Origin of the sequence: Erythrobacter longus (assembly GCF_000715015.1) — a bacterium.
Classification (GTDB): domain Bacteria; phylum Pseudomonadota; class Alphaproteobacteria; order Sphingomonadales; family Sphingomonadaceae; genus Erythrobacter; species Erythrobacter longus.
The window spans coordinates 1,030,555-1,049,001 of the sequence record NZ_JMIW01000001.1 but is presented as its reverse complement, the minus strand read 5'-3'; the positions used below and the strand labels follow the sequence as shown (position 1 = coordinate 1,049,001).

The following is an 18,447-nucleotide window of genomic DNA, read 5'->3' as shown; positions in this document are numbered from 1 at the left end:
GATGAACAACACAAATCCAACCCGTCCCAACCTGCTCCAGAACGCTCAGCAGCAACGCCCACTCCGTCTGAAGTGGATGCGCAGCGGGTCGATCCTTGCAGCGGCTTCGGCAATGATTGCAAGCGGTGTGCCTGCTCATGCTCAGGCTGGGCCAGGAGTGAGGGGGCCGAGCGCGCCTTCGATGCAAACGCGCTTGCCCCAAGGTGCCTCAGAGTTTCGCGTGCCGTCGCAGTCTCAGTCGCAGGTGCGATCGCCAGCCCAATCACCTGTACGCATTATCCAGGTGCCGGGTGCTGGTGCCCCGACTGTGAACGTGCCAACCGTCAATACACCGGTTGTGCCCCCGGCTTCTACTCCCATCACCACCTCATCAAACAACCAGCCCCTAGCCAGCGGGCCAACTGCGCCTTCCCCAAGAGCGGCGACAAGTGCCAATGGCGTATCGGTCAATGCATCGGCGGCTTTTGATGATACGCGGGTCCGTTTCACGCCGGGGGCAGCCGCCGATACGGTCGAGCTGCTCGGTACATCGGCGATCATCGACTGGACGACCTTCGACACCGGTACGGGGTCAGCTGTTACCTTTTTGGGCTCCGAGCGAAATCTAGCATTCACTTCGAATAACTCCGATTACACCGTTCTCAATCGTATTACGACGCCTGGAGTAGAAAGCCCGGTTCTCATTAACGGCAATGTCACATCGACCACATCTGGGGGGCAAACGATCGGCGGCGCTGTCTGGTTTTCGAGCGCAGGCGGACTGATCATCGGTTCGGAAGCATCGTTTAACATCGGCAGCCTGTTGCTAACGACCAGTCAGTTGGACCCCAACGACGTAGTTGCGGGCGCGTCTGCGATCAATTTCCTTGGTGTCTCGGATCCCGCATCATCTGTTACTATCCAGAGCGGCGCGCAGATCAACGCGCTCAACAACAATTCCTATGTCGCCGTATTAGCGCCGCGGATCGTGCAAAATGGCACGGTCAACGTCAACGGCTCCACAGCCTATGTCGCGGCCGAAGAAGCGACGCTGACCATTCAGAACAATCTGTTCGACATCTCTGTCAGTGTGGGGAGCGAGGATCGCGATGGCATTATTCATGGCGGCACCACCACAGGGCCGTCATCGACCGGGATCACAGACGAACAGGCTATCTATTTTGTAGCAGTTCCCAAGAACGACGCGCTCACCATGCTATTGGGCGGCGAGATTGGTTACGCAGCGGCAGGTTCGGCCAGTGTTGTAAACGGCAATATCATTCTCACGACCGGCGACCGGGTTGTTCGCAGCGAGCGGACTGAACGGATCAACGGCAATGATGTCGAAGTCTCGTTCAACACGCTTGATACCAGTGTTGATGGCGGGGCCGCTGGCAGCATAGTTCTTGAGAACCTGGAACTTACCTCAGACACGCAGATATTTGCGGAAGATACAGTCGGCCTTCGAGCGCTATCCACGCTTGATGATGGCGATTTTGACATAATCGTCGGTAGTGCAACCAATCAGGCTGATCTTACCATTTTCGGCGGCAGCGCAGTCGACATATCGGTAAGCGAAGTCGCGTTAATCGACGTATCCGGCTCGCTCACTGTGAGGGCAGGCGATGGCGCTGGCAATGGCGGCGATATCAACGTGGACGTGGATTTTGCCGACGGATTTAGCTCTCCGGACGGCGGAACGCTGGCGGTTGGCAACAATCTAATCCTTGATGCAAGTGGTCGCGGTCTCGATGATATCGGCAATTTCCGCAACAACGGTGGTCAGGGCATTGGCGGCGACGGTGTGGGCGGTGATATCAACGTCACAATCGGCCAGCTTGCCGGGATAAATGTAGGCGGCACGTTCACTGTCGACACTTCTGCGAGTGGTGGACGCGGAGAAGTCCGTCATGGATCGGCAACCGCTGGCTCTTCAACTTTCACGCTTAACGACGGCTTTGTCGATATCGGAGGAAGCCTCAATTTCGATGCGCGCGGCCGCGAGGCTGGAACACTTGTGTTCGATGGCGATGCGCTTGAAGGCGCAGATGCAACTGCGGGTAATGTCACAGTCACGCTGAACGGCGGCGGCGTCGATTTGGGCGCATTGGATATAAGGGTGGGCGCCACCGCAACGCGAGGGACGGACAGCTCCATCGCCCAATCCAACGATGCCTCTGCGGGTTCTGTCTTGGTCGACATTACGGGCGGCGCCCACTTCTTTGGGGGCGTGAATATCAACGCTGTGGCCGATGCCGCAACTTCTTTCGACGGCATCTCTTCTGAAAACTTCAGAGGTCAAGCAGGGCGTGGGCAGGCGATTGTCAATGTAACGAACTCTGATACCCTGCTCGATGTTTTCGGGTCTTTCGACATTGACGCCGGGACTATTGGCAGCGTTTCCGCCCCTGTGGGCGATGCAGTCGCTGTGAGTATCACCAACACTGGATTTAACACCGGATCAGGCCTCACCATAAGCGGCGTGCTCCAGATCAATACATCGGCAGAGGACGGAGCTCCCGGAGTTCTCTCAGAAGCAGGTGGCATTAGCGTCACAGCAGATAATGGCAGCGTGTTTGCCGACAATTTCTTTTTCAGCGCCGACGCGCGGCACGATTTTCGTGATGAGGCCGACCGGAGGGGCACAGATTTTCAGGGCGGCACAGTCAATATAACTGCTACCAATGATGGCTCGATCTTCGTCAACGGATTTAGTTTTATATCTGCCGACGGTTCAGGCACCCCTGACGAGAATGATCCCGGTAGCGGTAATGGGCAAGGCGGTTCCATCACGGTTCTGGCGGATAATGGTTCGATCAGTTTTGGGTCTTTTCTCTCTTTAGACGCCAATGGCTTTACCTCAGTGGGTGAGAACCAGAATGGCCAGACGGGCGAGGGCCGTGGCGGGACGGTGAATATTACGGTCCAAGGCTCTACGGGCCGGTTGAACTTCAACGATTTGACTGCCGGAACCGACGGCTCCTTTACGTTTGATGGAGAGGTTCTGGAAACAGACTTTCTGGGTTCGGGAAGCACGGGTATCGGCGGGCTTACGCAGTTTAATGTGCTAGGCGGAACGCTGACTGCGCAAGACATCACTGTATCGTCTGATGGTGAGGGTGGTCCGGGCGGGGAGTTCCCAGACGGGACAACCAATCTCGCAAATGGCCTGCAAAACACCGGGACCGGCGGAACGGGGACCGGCGGCGAAGTGGTCTTTAACCTCGATGGCGGTGATGCGACCCTCGTCAATCTCGATATTACATCAAACGGAGTAGGTGGCAGAGGAGCGCCGGGCAGCGCAAGCGACGGCACCAATGCAGGTGACGGCGGCGATTCTTTTGGTGGCCGTGCGACGTTCAATGCGATTTCCGGCAACCTCACTGTTACCGATACTTTGACCGTCGAGGCGACCGGCAACATTGGCTTTAGCTCCGGCGCATTCGGTGGTGAGGGCGGCTTTGGACGTGCTTCGATTGGTGGTCGCGGCGGCGATGCTACCGGAGGTACGGCAACCTTCAATCTTGATGGCACCGCGACGGTCGATGCAACCAATGTTGTGGTCTCCACACAAGCCTTTGGCGGTGAGGGCGGCGATAGCAGAGCGGAGAGTAACGGCCCCGCTGATCAGGGCGGCGGCGATGGCGGTAATGCTGTGGGTGGCTTGGCAGTGTTCAACGACATTGCTGGCAACCTTACGTTTAGCACGCTGACAGTGAATGCAAGTGGCCTTGGCGGTGATGGCGGTCGAAGCCGCGGTGACTTCAGCGGTTCCATTCCACAAGGCGCTGGTGGTTTTGGCGGGAGCGGCCGAGGCGGTTCAGCTCTTATCTCGCTTAATCAGGATGACACCGACCCCAAAGAATACTCCGTGATTTCGCGCGGCCTTGGCGGTGACGGCGCGGATGGTGCGTTTGCTGGTGACGGCGGAGAAGGGATCGGCGGCACGGCTGAACTGGCTGTCAACGATGTTTTTGTGGAATTCGAGGCGCTTACCATTGATGCTTCTGCGACCGGCGGGTTGCCCGGCACGGTAACAGGCGATCAATTGGCTGATGGTGGCCGGGGCGGCGATGCAACAGGCGGGAATGCGCGCTTGCTTGTATCTGGCCCCAATGCTGATTTCCAAGCGAACTCGACGATTTCAATCACTGCTGGCGCGACAGGCGCTGCGGGCGCGATTGGATATGCAAGTAATAATGATTTTGCGGCAAGCGGAAGCGGCGGCGCTGGCGGTAATGCGATCGGTGGCTCTGCAACAATTGCAGTGGAAGATGACGCTCTCATAGCGATCGACAGCTTCGATTTTGCGCTAAACTCTGACAGCGTCGGCGGAGCGGGCGCTGATGGTCAAGACCAACTCTTTGGCCTTAATGCTGGTGCTGGCGGTAGAGGCGGCGCGGCGACCGGTGGCGTTGTTGGCATAACGGCAGCGCGCGGCGGCGAAGTCACGATCGTAAATTCGTTTACATCCGGCCCATTTGCGCTTTCGAGCACAGGCACCGGCGGCGCCGGCGGTGCTGGCGGTAACGGCACCAGCACCGACACGGTGGGACGGGGCGGCATTGGTGGTACCGGTACTGGCGGTTCACCATTGCTGAATGCAGTTGGCGGCACCATCAACATTGCAGATGTCACGCTTCTCGCGTCGGGTTTTGGTGGCTCTGGCGGACCCAATGGTCAAGACATCAACAATCCTCTCGATAGCGTCCCTAGCCGAGGCGGAGACGGCAGTGGTGGTTCTCCGAGGATTGAAGCTGTTGAAGGCAGTCCGGGAGTTATCAATCTTGGTAACGTGTCCATTTTCGCCAACGGAACAAGCGGCGGTGGCTTTGGATCCACCAACAGCGGTGGCCAGGTAACGATCATCGACACCTCGACCTCTCCCGGAGGCAATATCACTGTTGACGATCTCGTGATTGATGCAACTGGAGCAGAAGGGACTATCGGCGGACTTATCTCGATATTGTCCAACAGCGGCCCAATCACAGTCAATGGCATTCTTGATCTTGATGTAACGGGCGACATCACCATTGCGATGGAAGGCGATGGTCAACTGCTAGCCAATCCCGGCGGCAGTATTGTCAACCCGGCAACCTTCAATGCGAGCGGTGACATCACAATCAGCCACCTGAACAGGGCTGAGGGCATCGCCACGCTTGATGTTGGCTCCAACTTTACAGCGGATTCAAGTGCGGGCACTTTTGACGCCTTCAACGACGGCAGTATTGCTGTTGGCGCACGAGCACAAATCACCGCCGAAGATGTCCTCTACAGCACGATTGAAAGCAGTCTTGCCACGAGTTTGACCGCACGCGGCGGGTCCATCACAGGCACCACTGACGGTGCAATCATCGCTTCGAGCGTTGTGGATGCGATCACTCTTGATGCGGCGCGCGATGTAACCTTCGGCACCCTCATCAGCGACACCGATGGCAGCATCATGGTGGATGCAGGCGGGGACATCACCGGGGGCACCGCGGACTCTTTTGAAATTGTGAATCTTTCAGCGCCGGGCACAATTGCGGTTGATCTCATCAATGCAGGTCGTTCAGGGACGGCAACCGGGCAGATCAATGTGAACGGCGGGAACCTCGATATTGGCTCCATTGATGCAAGCGGCATCGTCAACCTTACTTCGCTGACTGGCGATCTTAGCGTTGATAGCCTGACAACAACAACAAGCGCCGACTTGGGCTCTGCCAATGCCATCAATGTGGGGACCGGAACCGTCGGTGCATTTACCGGTATGGCTGTAACAGATGTGACCATCGGCAGCCTCACGACAACCGGCGGTTTTGGTGATTTGCGCATTGTTGCTGGCGATACGGCCGATGTGGGCACGCTCAATTCCAACCGGCTTATCAACGTTCAGGCGACCGATATCGTCGGCAGCGACATAACGGCGCTCGCCTCGATTGACCTTAATGCAGCAGATACGATTGATCTTGGCGATATCGCGACAACCAGCAGCGCCAATATCACTTTGGGCACTGATGCGGGCGATATTACGACGGGTCAAATCACAGCGGCACAAGGCCTTGTCACGGTCAGCGCAGGCGGCAACGGCGATATCGCCGGCGTCGTTTCGTCGGCAGGCACCAGCGTCGTCACAATCGGTGATCTGATTATCGGTGACGTCGATGCCGGAGGTAATGGCTCCTTCAACGTTGGCGGTAATCTGACAGCGGGCAACTTGTTCGCAGGCACAACCAGTCCTGGCCTTCGCGTGAATACAGGCGGCGATGCTGATATCCAGAGCGCGACGACCAATGGTATTCTTGATCTCAATATCACAGGCGCTCTTACAGGCGGCGACTTTGTTGGTCAGGGCGCTGTTGGAGTGCTTACCATTGATGCAGCCTCCGTGGATGTTGACCTGGTTGAATCGACCAATGGCACAGCAACAGTTTTAGCGCCCGGAGCCGTTTCAATCGGCAATTTTGTGGCTGAGTTGAATTCCAGTATCACGGGGGCCTCGGTCAATCTTGACGCTGGCACCGTGAACCGCAGCCTCGCTGTTACGTCAAACACCGGTGATATCACCGGCCTTGGTTCAATCATTGTGGCTAATTCAGCAACCTTCAATTCTGCTGCCAACATCGCCATCGGCACTTTGGAGGCGGGCTCAATTTCTCTGACGAGCGCTGGCGACTTGCGCTTTAACGGGCTGACTTCGCCAACTGCGATCACGCTTTCAGCGGTCAATGGCACGATTGGCGCCACCACTCCTGGTGAAGGCGATATCGATAGCGGCGTTGAGGTCGACCTCACAGCTGAAGCCATCGATATCGGAGATGTGACAAGCGCTGGCTCAATCACGGCAAGCACAAGTGTGGGTGATGCAAGCTTTGGCGCGCTGACCGCCGGAACCACGATTGATATCACTGCAAATGCCAACCCACTTGCCGAAAGCGTAACAAGCGGCGGAAATGTGACACTTACCGGAGCATCGGTTGGCCTTGATGGCGGCGACGTCGGTGGCAGCTTGACGCTCAACGCTTTGGACGGCGGAATTACGCTCGCGTTCGACGGGGATGAGCAGTTGGTCGTCGCCGATGCTGCGCTCTTCACGGCGACCGGTGATATGCTGGTGACCCATACGAACAACACGAACGAAGTAATCTCTGTCGATGTTGGGCTTGGAACTCTGGTCGATATTGGCGGCTCATTCACCTCTGAAGCAGGTTCGATCCTCAACAGCGGCATTGACCTGACGATGCGTGTCTCTGGCGGTATTGATGCCGCAGATTTGCGCGCGGTTGAGGCGATCTTGCTTGAATCGGGCGGATCCATCACCTTGAACGATGCAAGCGTTATCGGCCCGCAGAATGTCAGCAACAACACTGGCATCACACTTCGTGCCGGTCTCTTTGATCTTGGCAGTGGTTTGATTGTTTTTGATAATCTCGCAAACGCGACCATCACTGGGGATGTCACAAGCTATGCCAATATCGATATCATCGCAGGTGGCACGGTGGTGTTCGAAAGTGGCTCGAACACAGCGGCAGACAACGCGCTGATCGTGAACACTGGCGATGATATTATCATTGAGGCGGTGGCTCAGCTTTCGGCTGCGAATAATCCGACCACTGTATTTGATCCTGCATCGCCGTTTGACGGCGGTCCAAATCTCATCCTCAATGCGGGGGGTGAGCAAAACCTCCTCTCGATCCCGGCAACGCCGATTGCTTCACTTGTGATCGACGGCACGTTGAACGCCAATGATGCAGCGATTATTCTTGAAGGTAATGCGATTGAAGGGCTCGACAGTACGCTGATTGCAGGCTCAATCAGCGCTGATGTGCGCGATGCGCCTGATCCCGGATTTAGCTTGAGCGATGACGATGGCTTGCTCATCGGGCCGTGCCTGCAAGGCATTATCTGCCTTGGAGACATGGATGCCGATAACATCATTCAAATCGGCATTGGCAGCAATAATGATGCGATCCAGCTGTTTATCGAACAGGCTCAGATCACCGCGAATGATATCTCGATCCGCACCCGCAACAGTATCGTTATGGGCACTGACGGGATCAACACCGATATCAATGCGACCGGCACTTTCTTTGCGGAAAGCATTACCGGCGATGTTGACCTTCGCGACACGACCATTGGCGCAGATCAAATCCTGATTGCGGCCGCTGGAAGCGTCACAGGCAGCGGTTTCCTGACCAGTGACAATGACATCGGGATCGACGTTGGCGACTCTATCATTCTAAGCGGCATTGTGACGGCTGGCGAGCTGGTCGCCGTCGAAGAAGTCGGTGGTCTTATTGAGGGCCAATACAATGTGCCGGGCGACTTCATCGTCGGCTTGTACTCGCAAGGATCCTCCGACATCAATCTGGTCACCGGCGGTTCGATCGATATCGGCGAAGCGGTGTCACCAAACTCGATCAGTCTGAGTGCTAATGATGATGCCTTCCTTGGCACCACAAACATCACCGGCGATCTCTTCATTATCGGTGCGACTGCCGGTTATAGCCAGTTGGATGCAGGCGGTGAGATTGTGGTCGAGACCTTTGGCGGCTCGATCACTGCTGACCTGGAAGGCTCTGCCACTGCAGGAGCCCAAGTCGAGCTGATTGCAGCCGGCGATGTCGATGTTGGCAATCTGAGCGCTGGCAGTTTCGTATCGGTCGATGCGGGCGGCAATGCACTGTTCGGTTTCGTCGATGCGGGCGCAGAAGTCTTTGTAAACGCAGGTGGTTCAGTCGCGGGACAAGACATTTTTGCAGGCGGCGATGTGACCATAGATGGCGGGTTTATCCAGCTTGGCGATATAGATTCACCAGAGACGGTTTCGATCACCGGAAGCTCAATTGCGGTGGATCAGGTGACAGCCACCAACATCCTCTTGAACAGCAGCTCTGACATTTTGTTCAACCTGCTCGACTCAACCAATTCGATCACGCTTGAGGCTATTGCCGGCTCCATCGCCTCAAATGGTGGCGCAGGCGACATTATCAGCGATGGTGACGTTGTGCTTGAAGCGATGGATATTGCGATTGGCGATGTGACGTCGCTGGGTTCTGTCACAGCGGATGCGAGCGATGGGGATGCGACCTTCGGCTTTGTCGACGCAGATCAGGACATCACTATCTTCGCCACCGGCACGCCCACTCTTGCTGGCGTGATCAGCGGCGGCAACACCTCAATCACCGGAAGCGTGGTTGCGCTAAACAGCGGCGATGTCGGAGGCGATTTGTCTCTCGTTGCAACAAGCGGAGATGTGACACTCGATAACACTGCCGCTGGTGGTGACCTTCTGGTTGATGCTGCGAATACGGCCTCGCTTGGTAATTCGAGCGCGGATGGCGCTATCGAGGCGTCGGCATTTGAGATCATGTTCGATACCTTGGCAGCGGGTTCTACTGTCACCATGATTTCCGGCACGATTATCGAAGGTGGGGCGCTTACCGCCGGAGGAAGCGTCACCATGACAGCTGGTTCAGGCGGAACACCGGGCAGCGGAGGCTCTGGCGGACCTGTCACTATCGGTGAACCGGGTGAGATAGTCCTGGGCACTCTCACCGCGCCAGATGCGGACCTCCTTGCCAATGGCGGCCCGGTTACCGTCGCTGACGCTGTAATTGATGGGCTGTTAAGAGCAGAAGGCACCGCGATTGACGTGATGTCCAGCACCGACCTAACCATCGAAGCGATTGCGAACGATGGCGATGTCGATGTCTTCGCCGCGCGCGAACTTGAGGCGGTGATCGCCAATGCGACCGGTGATGTAAACCTCACCAGCGACAACACCGACCTCATCGTAAACGACGCACAAGGGGTGAACATCAACCTTAATGCCGCAGACCGGATCGAAATCAGCGGCATTGCCGATGCCGAAAATGCTCTTGTCGTCACCGCGTTCGGTTTGTTTGATGCGGTGAACGGATCGGCCTTGGGCGAGACCATCGATATTTTCTCAACCGATGTGGCATTGGGCAGTGACAGCATCATTGGCGATGCAAGCCGGACAAGTTCGATCACATTCGAGACGTTTAGCGATATGACCATCGGAGGCGGCGCGTCCGACGACCTTCCATATCAAATTGACAATTTCGAGCTCACGCGGATTTCTTCGGGCGGTGACTTGAACTTTACCGCATTTGCCGATGGGAGCACACCTAATGCTCTGATTATCCTTGATACGTTGGACTTGAGGGCTGGCTTTGGATTTGGCAATTCAAATCAGAATTTTGCTCAAACGGGCTCGCTCAACTTCACTGCGCAAGGCGACATTGAAGTCATTGGCAATGTCAATGTCGCAGGTGCCTTGAGCGATACTTCCATCACCTTTGATGCTGACAACCTTGTGCGGATAGACAGTGCAAATGGCGGTATCTTTGTTCTTGATACCGATGGCCTTATCTCAGGAGACCTTTCGATCTTCGCCACCGATTTTCTTGCAGTGACAGATCAGGCCCTGAATGACATCGACGCAGGGCTCAGCCTTGAAGATATCGATGCGCGCCTTGCCAATAATGATGGTGTTGATCGCCCTGATGGTGTCATCCGAGCTGATGCGCTCACCATTCAGACCACGGCAAGCGATGTCTTCATCCAGAACACCGTGGCTGGCACTGAATTCGATGAACGGCGCGGGTTTGAAGTGAACTCGCTTTCGATCTCGACCGGGGGCAGCACAGCTCAACCGATTGTCATCAATGGTGTGGTTGCGGGGCAAACCGGTGTTGGCGCGATCGCCGTTACCACTATTGGGGCAACGCCTGCTGCGGCTTCGACCATTAACGGCTGCCTTATCGCAAACCCGGCATCGTGTACGACAACCGTCACACCGCCGCCGCCTCCGCCACTGCCGGGGCCAACACCACCACCAGCGCCGCCGCCACCTCCATCGCAGGAAACCGAGCAGACCAATGAGGTTGAGACACGCGATCTTATCGATGACGGCCTTTCACCACCCGACGTGCAGCCCGAAGGACCGCTTGATGGTGGCCTGATCAACCTGACGCCTGAGGCAAGCTTTGGCGATGATCCTTTAATCGATGATCCTGTGACGGGAGCCGGGAATGAGGATTTCTGGGTCGATGAAGAGGAACCTTGCGAAGAAGGTGAGGATTGCGACACCTAGGGTCCCGACTCTAGAGTTGCGGCAGTCCCTGTTTCGCTGAGGCCACAGCTATGGCAGTCGCGGCGCTTACTTGCGCGGTGGCGGGTTTAGGCAGTCGGTGCTCGCATCCCCTGCGTAAAGCCCGCCATCGACATAGATCACCTGCCCATTGACGTAGCGTGCGGCATCCGAGCTCAGGAATTTTGCCATATCGGCGATTTCATCCACTGTGCCGAGGCGTTTGGAGGGGATGCGGCCTATTGCCTCGTCGAATTGCGCCGGATCCTTGCTTAGGAATTTGACCCCCACCGTGTCGGCAATTCCGCCTGGCGAAATGATATTTGCGCGCACGCCTGCGGGGCCCCATTCGACCGCGCATACTTTGGTTAACTGATTGACCCCTGCTTTTGCGGCACAGGCATGGGCCTGCATCGCGCTGGCTCTGTCAGCTTGTCCCGCAGAGATCGCGATCAAGGATGCACCCGGCTTTGTGAGGAAGGGATAGCTTGCCCGGAACGCGTTGAACGTCCCAAACAGGTCGATATCAACCACAGTGCGGAAAGCATTGGCGCTCATCCCCAAAAGCGGAGCGTAGAAATTGCCAGCGGCCCCTGCCACCAGAACATCGATAGTCCCAAAGGCTTCGGCAACTCTGGCAAGCGCAGCTTCGACCGCATTGTAATCGCGCACATCACACGAGAAGCCCAAGGCATCCCCCCCAGAGGTCTTGGCGGTTTTGCATTCCGCCTTAATCTCAGCCTCAGCATTGGCGGCACGTTCCGGGTCGCGGCCAATAACCGCAACCTTGGCGCCTTCGCGGACAAATCCTTTGGCAATCCCAAGGTTAATCCCGCTTGTTCCCCCAGTGATAAAGACGGTTTTTCCTGCGTGCTCACTCATAGCCTTAGCCCCTTTTCCCAATTACCCGGTTCAACGATCACGCCGGTTCGCAGTTCCGGGCAATTGCCCTGCTGGTGCTGGATATGAGACGACCGATGGGTTCATTTCGAGCTGTGATCGCCGATTGGCATCCGGCAGCGCGCGTATTATCGAAACCGATCAAGTCTCAGCCGTCGCCTAAGCACGGTCTGGTTTCAGAGCAGCAGCCGAACTCTTTTTGTGGGCAAATACTTGTAAAAAAGCCGGGAGTTTTCCCTTAAGCCTTTTGGTGTCTGTGCCCGAATACGCTAACAGTATGTCAGTCGAGATTTTACAGAACTGCGAGCTGGTCCATGGCGCTCCAAATGTTTGGCAACAAACGCTGCACACTCTTCGCAGCTGCAATCGCAAGCGGTTTCGCTTTTGTGAGCCCTGTTGCCGCGCAAGACACCGATACGGTTCAATACCGGATGCAGGCAGGCGACACCTTGTATGGTCTTGCAAGCGAGTATTTCGTTTCTGAACAGGCCGCTTTGCAGGTTCAACGGCTTAACCGCATCTCAAACGCGCGGGCGATCCCTGTTGGGGCTCTGGTTAATGTGCCGCGTTCCTTGCTTAGATGGGACCCGGTGACTTTGCAGGTCGCGGCCTTTGCTGGCAGCGTCACTATTGAACGCGGCGGAACAAGCGTGGCTCCGCGCGCAGGTCTGGCAATTGGCCGGAACACCATCGTCTCGACCGGCGCGCGCTCGTTCATTTCCCTTCAGGGGGAGGGGCGCACGGCGGTCTCCCTCCCGTCAAACTCGCGGGTCGAGATCAGGCGTGCTCGGCGATACCGGATTGACAATTCGCTTGATGTGGACCTGCGTGTTCTTCGCGGGCGGGGCGAAATCACCGCTCCTAAATTGAAAGATGGCGAAAGGTTTCGGACTGGCACACCTCTGGCGGTGACGGCGGTTCGCGGAACCCAGTTTCGGGTGGGCTATGATGAGGACAGCGCGCTTGCGCTTACCGAAGTGACCGAAGGATTGGTTGAAATCTCCGCTGACGGGGCGGCTGTCTCAGCTGCGCAAGGGTTTGGTGTTGCAAGCAAGCCCACTGGCCTTGGCGAGCCTGAGAACCTGCTTATAGCCCCTGAGGTCTCCGACCGGAGCGCCACGCAAACGGGCGAAGGATTGGAATTTGCAATTACTCCGCTTGATGGCGCAGTGGCTTACCGCACCCAAATCGCGCGCGATGTGACCTTCACCGATGTGGTCGATGAATTGGTCTCTTCTGACGTGGAAATTACGTTTTCAGGCATTGAGGACGGCCGCTTCTCGGTCAGAACGCGCGCAATTGCGCAAAGCGGGCTGGAAGGTTTCTGGCAAAGCGAAGATGCATCCTTCCGCCGCAAACGCGTGGGAACGTCTGCAGCAGCAGAACCTGCGCCGTTTGCGGACGCTTACAAGTTTGCCTGGGTTCCCGCAGGCTCAGGCCCGGCGTACACTGCGTTTCAAATGTGGCGCAAAGATGCGCCAGGGACCTTGATCGTTGATGAGGTCGGCCTAGAGGCGCCGGGCCTTTACATCAGCGACGTAGCGCCCGGGGTCTACAGCTGGCGCGTTGCCACGTCGGTGATCGACGAGGGTGAAGTTATCAAGGTGTGGAGCGAACCGCGCGACCTGACGGTTAGCGAATAGGCCCCATTTTGCGAGGGGGCACAAACTTTCTCAAGTCACGGCTTACCGCTGAATGGCTGATCCTGTTCGTCGCAATGCTGGCGCTTTTGGTGGCAACGCAGCAGCGGGGGTGGACGCAGCGGTTCGATCTGTTTTTGCTAGACATTGAAGGGCAGATAAACGCACCTGAAACAGACCCGTCGATCATCCTTCTGAAGATAGATGACCGCGCTTTGTCACAGGTAGGGTCTTGGCCTTGGGATCGCTCAGTGCATGCTGAGTTGATCGATAAGGTCAGCGCTTTTGCCCCGCGCGCGATTGCTTATGACGTGTTGTTTATCGAACCCGGCACTGAGGCAAGCGATCAGGCGCTCGCCAATGCTCTGAGATCGAGTGGCAAAGTGGTTTTGCCCCACAGCTTTGCTGCCAAACCCAACACGGTTGACGGCCTGATGCCGGTTTATCCGCTTCCACTTTTCCGCACGAATGCAGAGGGTACTGGCCATGTCGCTCTGGTCCCGGAAGAGGACGGCGTTTCGCGCCAGTTCGATCTGGTGTTTGAAATCGACGGGGAGACTTTCCCGCATTTGATGGTCGCAACCCTCGCGCTTGCGCGGCAAACCAAATGGCAAAACGAGGCGGTGGCAGGGGATGAGCGTGACACCGCTTACGTCAGATATGGCGAAATTGGTTCGATCCGCGAGATGTCGGCCGCAACAGTTCTGGATGGAAGTGCGCCGCCTCAATTTTTCGAAGACGCCATTGTTCTGGTTGGAGCTACATCGCAAGGGCTGGGCGATCGATATTCGGTACCATCATATGCGGGCGGCATTCTTCCGGGATTGGAGATGCAAGGAGCGCTTGCCAATGCGATGCTGACGGACAATTTGGTCAAGCGCGCCTCTGCCCCGTGGACGCTGATTGTGCAAATTGCTGCGATCGTCCTTTTGTTCGCCAGCTTTTGGCGATTGTCGCCGCGCTCGGCATTGATCGCTGCGATTGCACTTGTCGCAGGGCTTTTTGCGGTCTTCTTTATCACGCTCATGGCAGTCAACATCTGGCTGCCGGTTGGCGGGGCCTTGCTTGCCATTGTGATCTCTTACCCCTTGTGGGGTTGGCGCAGGCTTACTTCTGTGAGCCGGTTTCTTGAGGCCGAGGCGGCAGAACTGGGCGGTCTTGCAACTCTGCCTTCCTCGCACAAGTCAGAGGGTTTTGACGTAGTGGCCCAGCAGGTCGCAAAGCTCAAGCAATTGACCAAAGGGGTTACTGGCAACCTCACCCTTATTCAGGACGTTATCAACGCATCGCCCGATGCGATGTTGGTGACAGATGGTGACGGCGCAGTTTCGATGGGCAATTTTGCGGCTCAAAACCTGTTTGGCCCCATGAAGAAGGTTCAAGGATTGCAATTGCGTGATCTGCTTGATGCAGCAGGCGGCGAGCTTGACGAAGAGCGCAATGAGCTTGATCTTGGCGATGGGCGCACATTTTGGCTGGCATCGGCAGATCTGGACGCAGATGTCGGTTCTCAGGTGCTGTGTTTGCGCGAGGTCACTGAGATCAAAGAGGCAGAGCGGCATAGGCGCGAGACACTCGAGTTTCTCTCTCACGATATGCGCTCACCGCAGGTTGCGATCATTGGGCTGGCGCAGCAGAAGGATGCAGGCCTAAAAGCGCCCGAGCGGTTCGGGCGGATCGAGGATCAGGCGCGCCGCACGCTGAAACTGACCGAAGATTTCGTGCAAATTGCGCGCATCTCGAATGAAGGGTTGGAACGCGAAGAGACAGAGATGAATTCGGTCTTGCAGGAGGCGGCTGATCGGGCGTTCCCACTGGCTCACAAAAAGGGGATCAAAGTGGTGTTTGACCCGCATGAGGAACCCTTCTTTGCAAGGCTTGATCCTTTTGCTGTGGCAAGGATGCTCGACAATCTGATCGGCAATGCCGTCAAGTTTTCGCCTGAGAATTCGCAGGTTACGCTGGGATTTGATGTCGGAACAAATGGGCAGGCCGTTGTCCTCTCAGTTGCGGATCAAGGGCCGGGTCTTTCGCCGGAAAGGCGGGCTGATCCGTTTGCACGGTTTGGTGCCCGCGATACCAGCGCTGGGCCAAGCTCAGGGCTGGGTCTTGCCTATGTCAAACAGGTGGTTGACCTGCACGACGGCGAAATTGCAATTGAACCTGTGCCGGGCGGCGGGACCAAATTCGTGATCACGCTCGCCAATGTATGAGTGCCAAAAAGCTCAATTGCCGACGGTACGCTCCACAAGGATTTTTGCCAGATCACCCAGCTGCGACAGGTCATCTGGGCAAGCCAAGAATTCACCCGACGAATTAGCCTGGGCCGCACCATTGGCGCGCGCGTAGATTACTATGCTTGCGCTCACTCGGGTGGGCTTGCACTTGTGATACCAGCGGCCGCGTATCGAAGGTTCGATTGGCTCTGCCGTATCGCCTGCGTCTCCGACTGAAACAGGTTGTAGGCCTACTTCTGCATCGCGCTGAGAGACGGCAAAGTCCATTATGAATTCAGCGCCCGTTCCGAGATTTACACCCCGCGCGCGAAGCTGCTGGGTTAGTTCGTCGCGGAACCGAGACCGCAGATTATCCGCAACGCCATTCTCCTCCGCATCACGCAGCAATTGGACGCTGGTGATCGCTTGCGGGCTGTTTTGCGCTGAGGTGATGGTCGCTGGTGTGGAAATCGCGCAGGCTGAAGTAAGCAATGATGCGAGCACCAAAGGCGCTATGCTGATGACGCGGGTTCGTCCCAGTTTCATCATGACAGCGTGGCTCCTTTCCAATTGGGCCGCACCATAGCGATCACTTGTGCAAGTCGTCGACCTCAAAGTGATCCATGCGGTAACCGAAGCCAAAAACGGTCCTGATCACAAGACCCGATTCAGGGGTAAGGCCAAGTTTTGAACGAAGGCGCGAAACATGCATGTCGATCGTGCGCGTTTCAATATCGATATTGCCGCCCCAAACGCGCGAAAACAAATAGCTTCGCGACAAAGGCCGATCGATGTTTTCGAACAGGAGCAAGGCCAAATCAAACTCTTTGGCGGTCAGAGTAATCGGCTGACCATCGCGCGAGATTGTCCGCGTGTTTTGATCAACGACAAACGGTCCAAACTCAGCCTTTTCGCGGATTTCCTTGACCGCTGTGCGCCGGGCAGCTGCTTCGATACGCGCACGGATCACCTCTTCGCTTTCCGGCTTTACGATGTAATCAACTGCGCCCGCCTCAAGCCCTGCAACAACGTCGCTCTTTGCCTGCCTGCTGGTGAGCAAAATGATGGGAGGGGGAAATTCAATATTCTCAGCCACCCATTCGAGAACTTCGAAACCGGTGCGCCCTGGCATGTTCCAGTCCAACAAGACGACATCGTAAGTGTCGCGTTGCAGCGCCTTTTGGACGTCCTGGCCATTAGTGAATTCATCGACAATATGACCCGCTTTTTGGACCATGGCCGAAACCTGGTCGCGGATATCCCGGTCATCGTCTGCGAGTGCTATCCGCATTTTCAAGCGTTCCTTACCCTCAATTGTAACACGCCCCGGTGTGTTACATTTGAACGCCAATCAATCCAGCCTTTGACCGGGCACAATAGCCAGAAGTTACAATTTTTTACCGGCAAGGGCAGCGCATGGAGGCGAGGTTCTCCTGTCGCGAAAAGCAAGGAGGCGAGCCCCGGGGGGTTAGGGTGGAGCCCGCCTCAAACGTATGGCTTAGCACTTTAATACGCTGCACCCGAAGGACTTTGCCAAACGTTTAACTCAAACTTTTCCGATACTTAATCAGCAGGCCGGGCCGATGCTTCTAGGCGTTGCGCCTCAATTGCACCTGTGTCGCTGTTTGTGCCTATTGCCGCAAAATAGACTGCCATGAAGAAGGATGCGAAGACTGAAAATGCGCCAATACCAATCGCAAGCCAGAGTGTGCTTGCACTGGGTTTTTGATCACTTGCCTCGCGTTCCATCTCTTCATTCCCCATTTCGCGACTCCCACACACGATTAATAGGCAACATTTGACCGATGCGCCTGTAAACACTTGCAAACTGTGATGGGAAAGCGGGCCTGCTGGGCTTAGCTCTGAGTTAAAGCGCCAAGATGGGCGATAATCGCGTCTTCGGACACGACGTCGGCATATTTGGCTTGCATGTCGAACAGATTGGCTTCGTGCGGGTCATTGTGCCTATCCCCGCATGCATCGCGCACCACGGTTGTGATGAAGCCGTGGCTCATCGCATCGACACATGACGCGCGCACACATCCGCTTGTGGTGAGGCCGGTAAGGATGACATTGTCCACGCCAAGGCTGGTCAGTGTTGAGGCTAGCGAGGTCCCGAAAAAGGCGCTGGGATATTGCTTCGAGATGACAAGCTCATCTTCGGTTGGTTGCAACCCTTCGGGCCAATCGCCCATAGGGCTGCCTTCAAGGAAATAGCGCAAGGGAGTGGCTTTTTCGAAAAAGCGGCCGCCATTGATCGCCTTGGGATGATAAACGACATTGGTGAGGATGACCGGAATGCCCGCCTTGTGCGCTGCCTCTCGCACGCGCAGGGCTGAGGCGAGCGCCTCATCAACATCGGCATAAAGATCGCAGGAGGGGTCAAAATACCCTTGAACAAAGTCGATGAGGATGAGCGCAGGCGATTTCCCAAAACCTGCTTTACCGTCATACGCCTTGGCGTAGTTTTGATCCAAACCGTCTGTCATCTGTGCGCCTCATTTGTGGGTCGCATTCTCGTTCAACGAGCGCGCGGCCATGGTCAAGCGGGAAGGGGCGTTGCGTGAGACAAATCTTGGGTTCTGACCCTAAAACTGGGCGCACAATTTGTAAC

The 18,447-nt window shown here is 56.4% G+C and carries 8 protein-coding genes; 3 read left to right on the top strand and 5 right to left on the bottom strand.

Annotated elements, in window-relative coordinates; all coding sequences use genetic code 11:
* Position 1 precedes the first annotated feature (1 nt).
* The gene (locus tag EH31_RS05050) at positions 2 to 11,080 is read left to right on the top strand and encodes a beta strand repeat-containing protein (RefSeq protein ID WP_152553455.1); all 11,079 of its coding nucleotides are present in this window, start codon (positions 2 to 4) and stop codon (positions 11,078 to 11,080) included.
* 66 nt (positions 11,081 to 11,146) lie between these two features.
* On the opposite strand, the gene EH31_RS05045 is transcribed toward EH31_RS05050, so the two are convergent.
* Positions 11,147 to 11,959 (bottom strand): SDR family oxidoreductase, encoded by an 813-nt coding sequence (locus EH31_RS05045; protein ID WP_034958445.1) that lies wholly within the window; start codon positions 11,957 to 11,959, stop codon positions 11,147 to 11,149.
* A gap of 344 nt (positions 11,960 to 12,303) precedes the next feature.
* Between EH31_RS05045 and EH31_RS05040 the strand changes: the two genes are divergently transcribed.
* Together EH31_RS05040 and EH31_RS05035 are read left to right on the top strand one after the other, a co-directional pair.
* Positions 12,304 to 13,620, top strand: a complete 1,317-nt coding sequence (locus EH31_RS05040) for a FecR domain-containing protein (protein ID WP_051698941.1) — start codon at positions 12,304 to 12,306, stop codon at positions 13,618 to 13,620.
* 8 nt (positions 13,621 to 13,628) lie between these two features.
* Entirely contained in the window at positions 13,629 to 15,830 is a 2,202-nt protein-coding gene (locus tag EH31_RS05035) for a CHASE2 domain-containing protein (protein WP_034958443.1), read from the top strand.
* A 12-nt stretch (positions 15,831 to 15,842) separates the two neighbouring features.
* Here EH31_RS05035 and EH31_RS05030 read toward each other — a convergent pair whose 3' ends face one another.
* From EH31_RS05030 to EH31_RS05015, 4 genes are all read right to left on the bottom strand, one after another.
* Positions 15,843 to 16,382, bottom strand: coding sequence for a hypothetical protein (locus EH31_RS05030; RefSeq protein ID WP_034958442.1), 540 nt, complete (start codon positions 16,380 to 16,382; stop codon positions 15,843 to 15,845).
* A 40-nt stretch (positions 16,383 to 16,422) separates the two neighbouring features.
* Positions 16,423 to 17,124: a response regulator transcription factor gene (locus EH31_RS05025; RefSeq protein WP_034958441.1), complete on the bottom strand. Its 702-nt coding sequence runs from the start codon at positions 17,122 to 17,124 to the stop codon at positions 16,423 to 16,425.
* A gap of 272 nt (positions 17,125 to 17,396) precedes the next feature.
* A complete protein-coding gene (locus EH31_RS05020; protein WP_206742009.1) occupies positions 17,397 to 17,597 on the bottom strand; it encodes a hypothetical protein in 201 nt (66 codons plus the stop codon).
* A 92-nt stretch (positions 17,598 to 17,689) separates the two neighbouring features.
* A complete protein-coding gene (locus tag EH31_RS05015; RefSeq protein WP_034958439.1) occupies positions 17,690 to 18,322 on the bottom strand; it encodes an isochorismatase family protein in 633 nt (210 codons plus the stop codon).
* Positions 18,323 to 18,447: the final 125 nt, after the last annotated feature.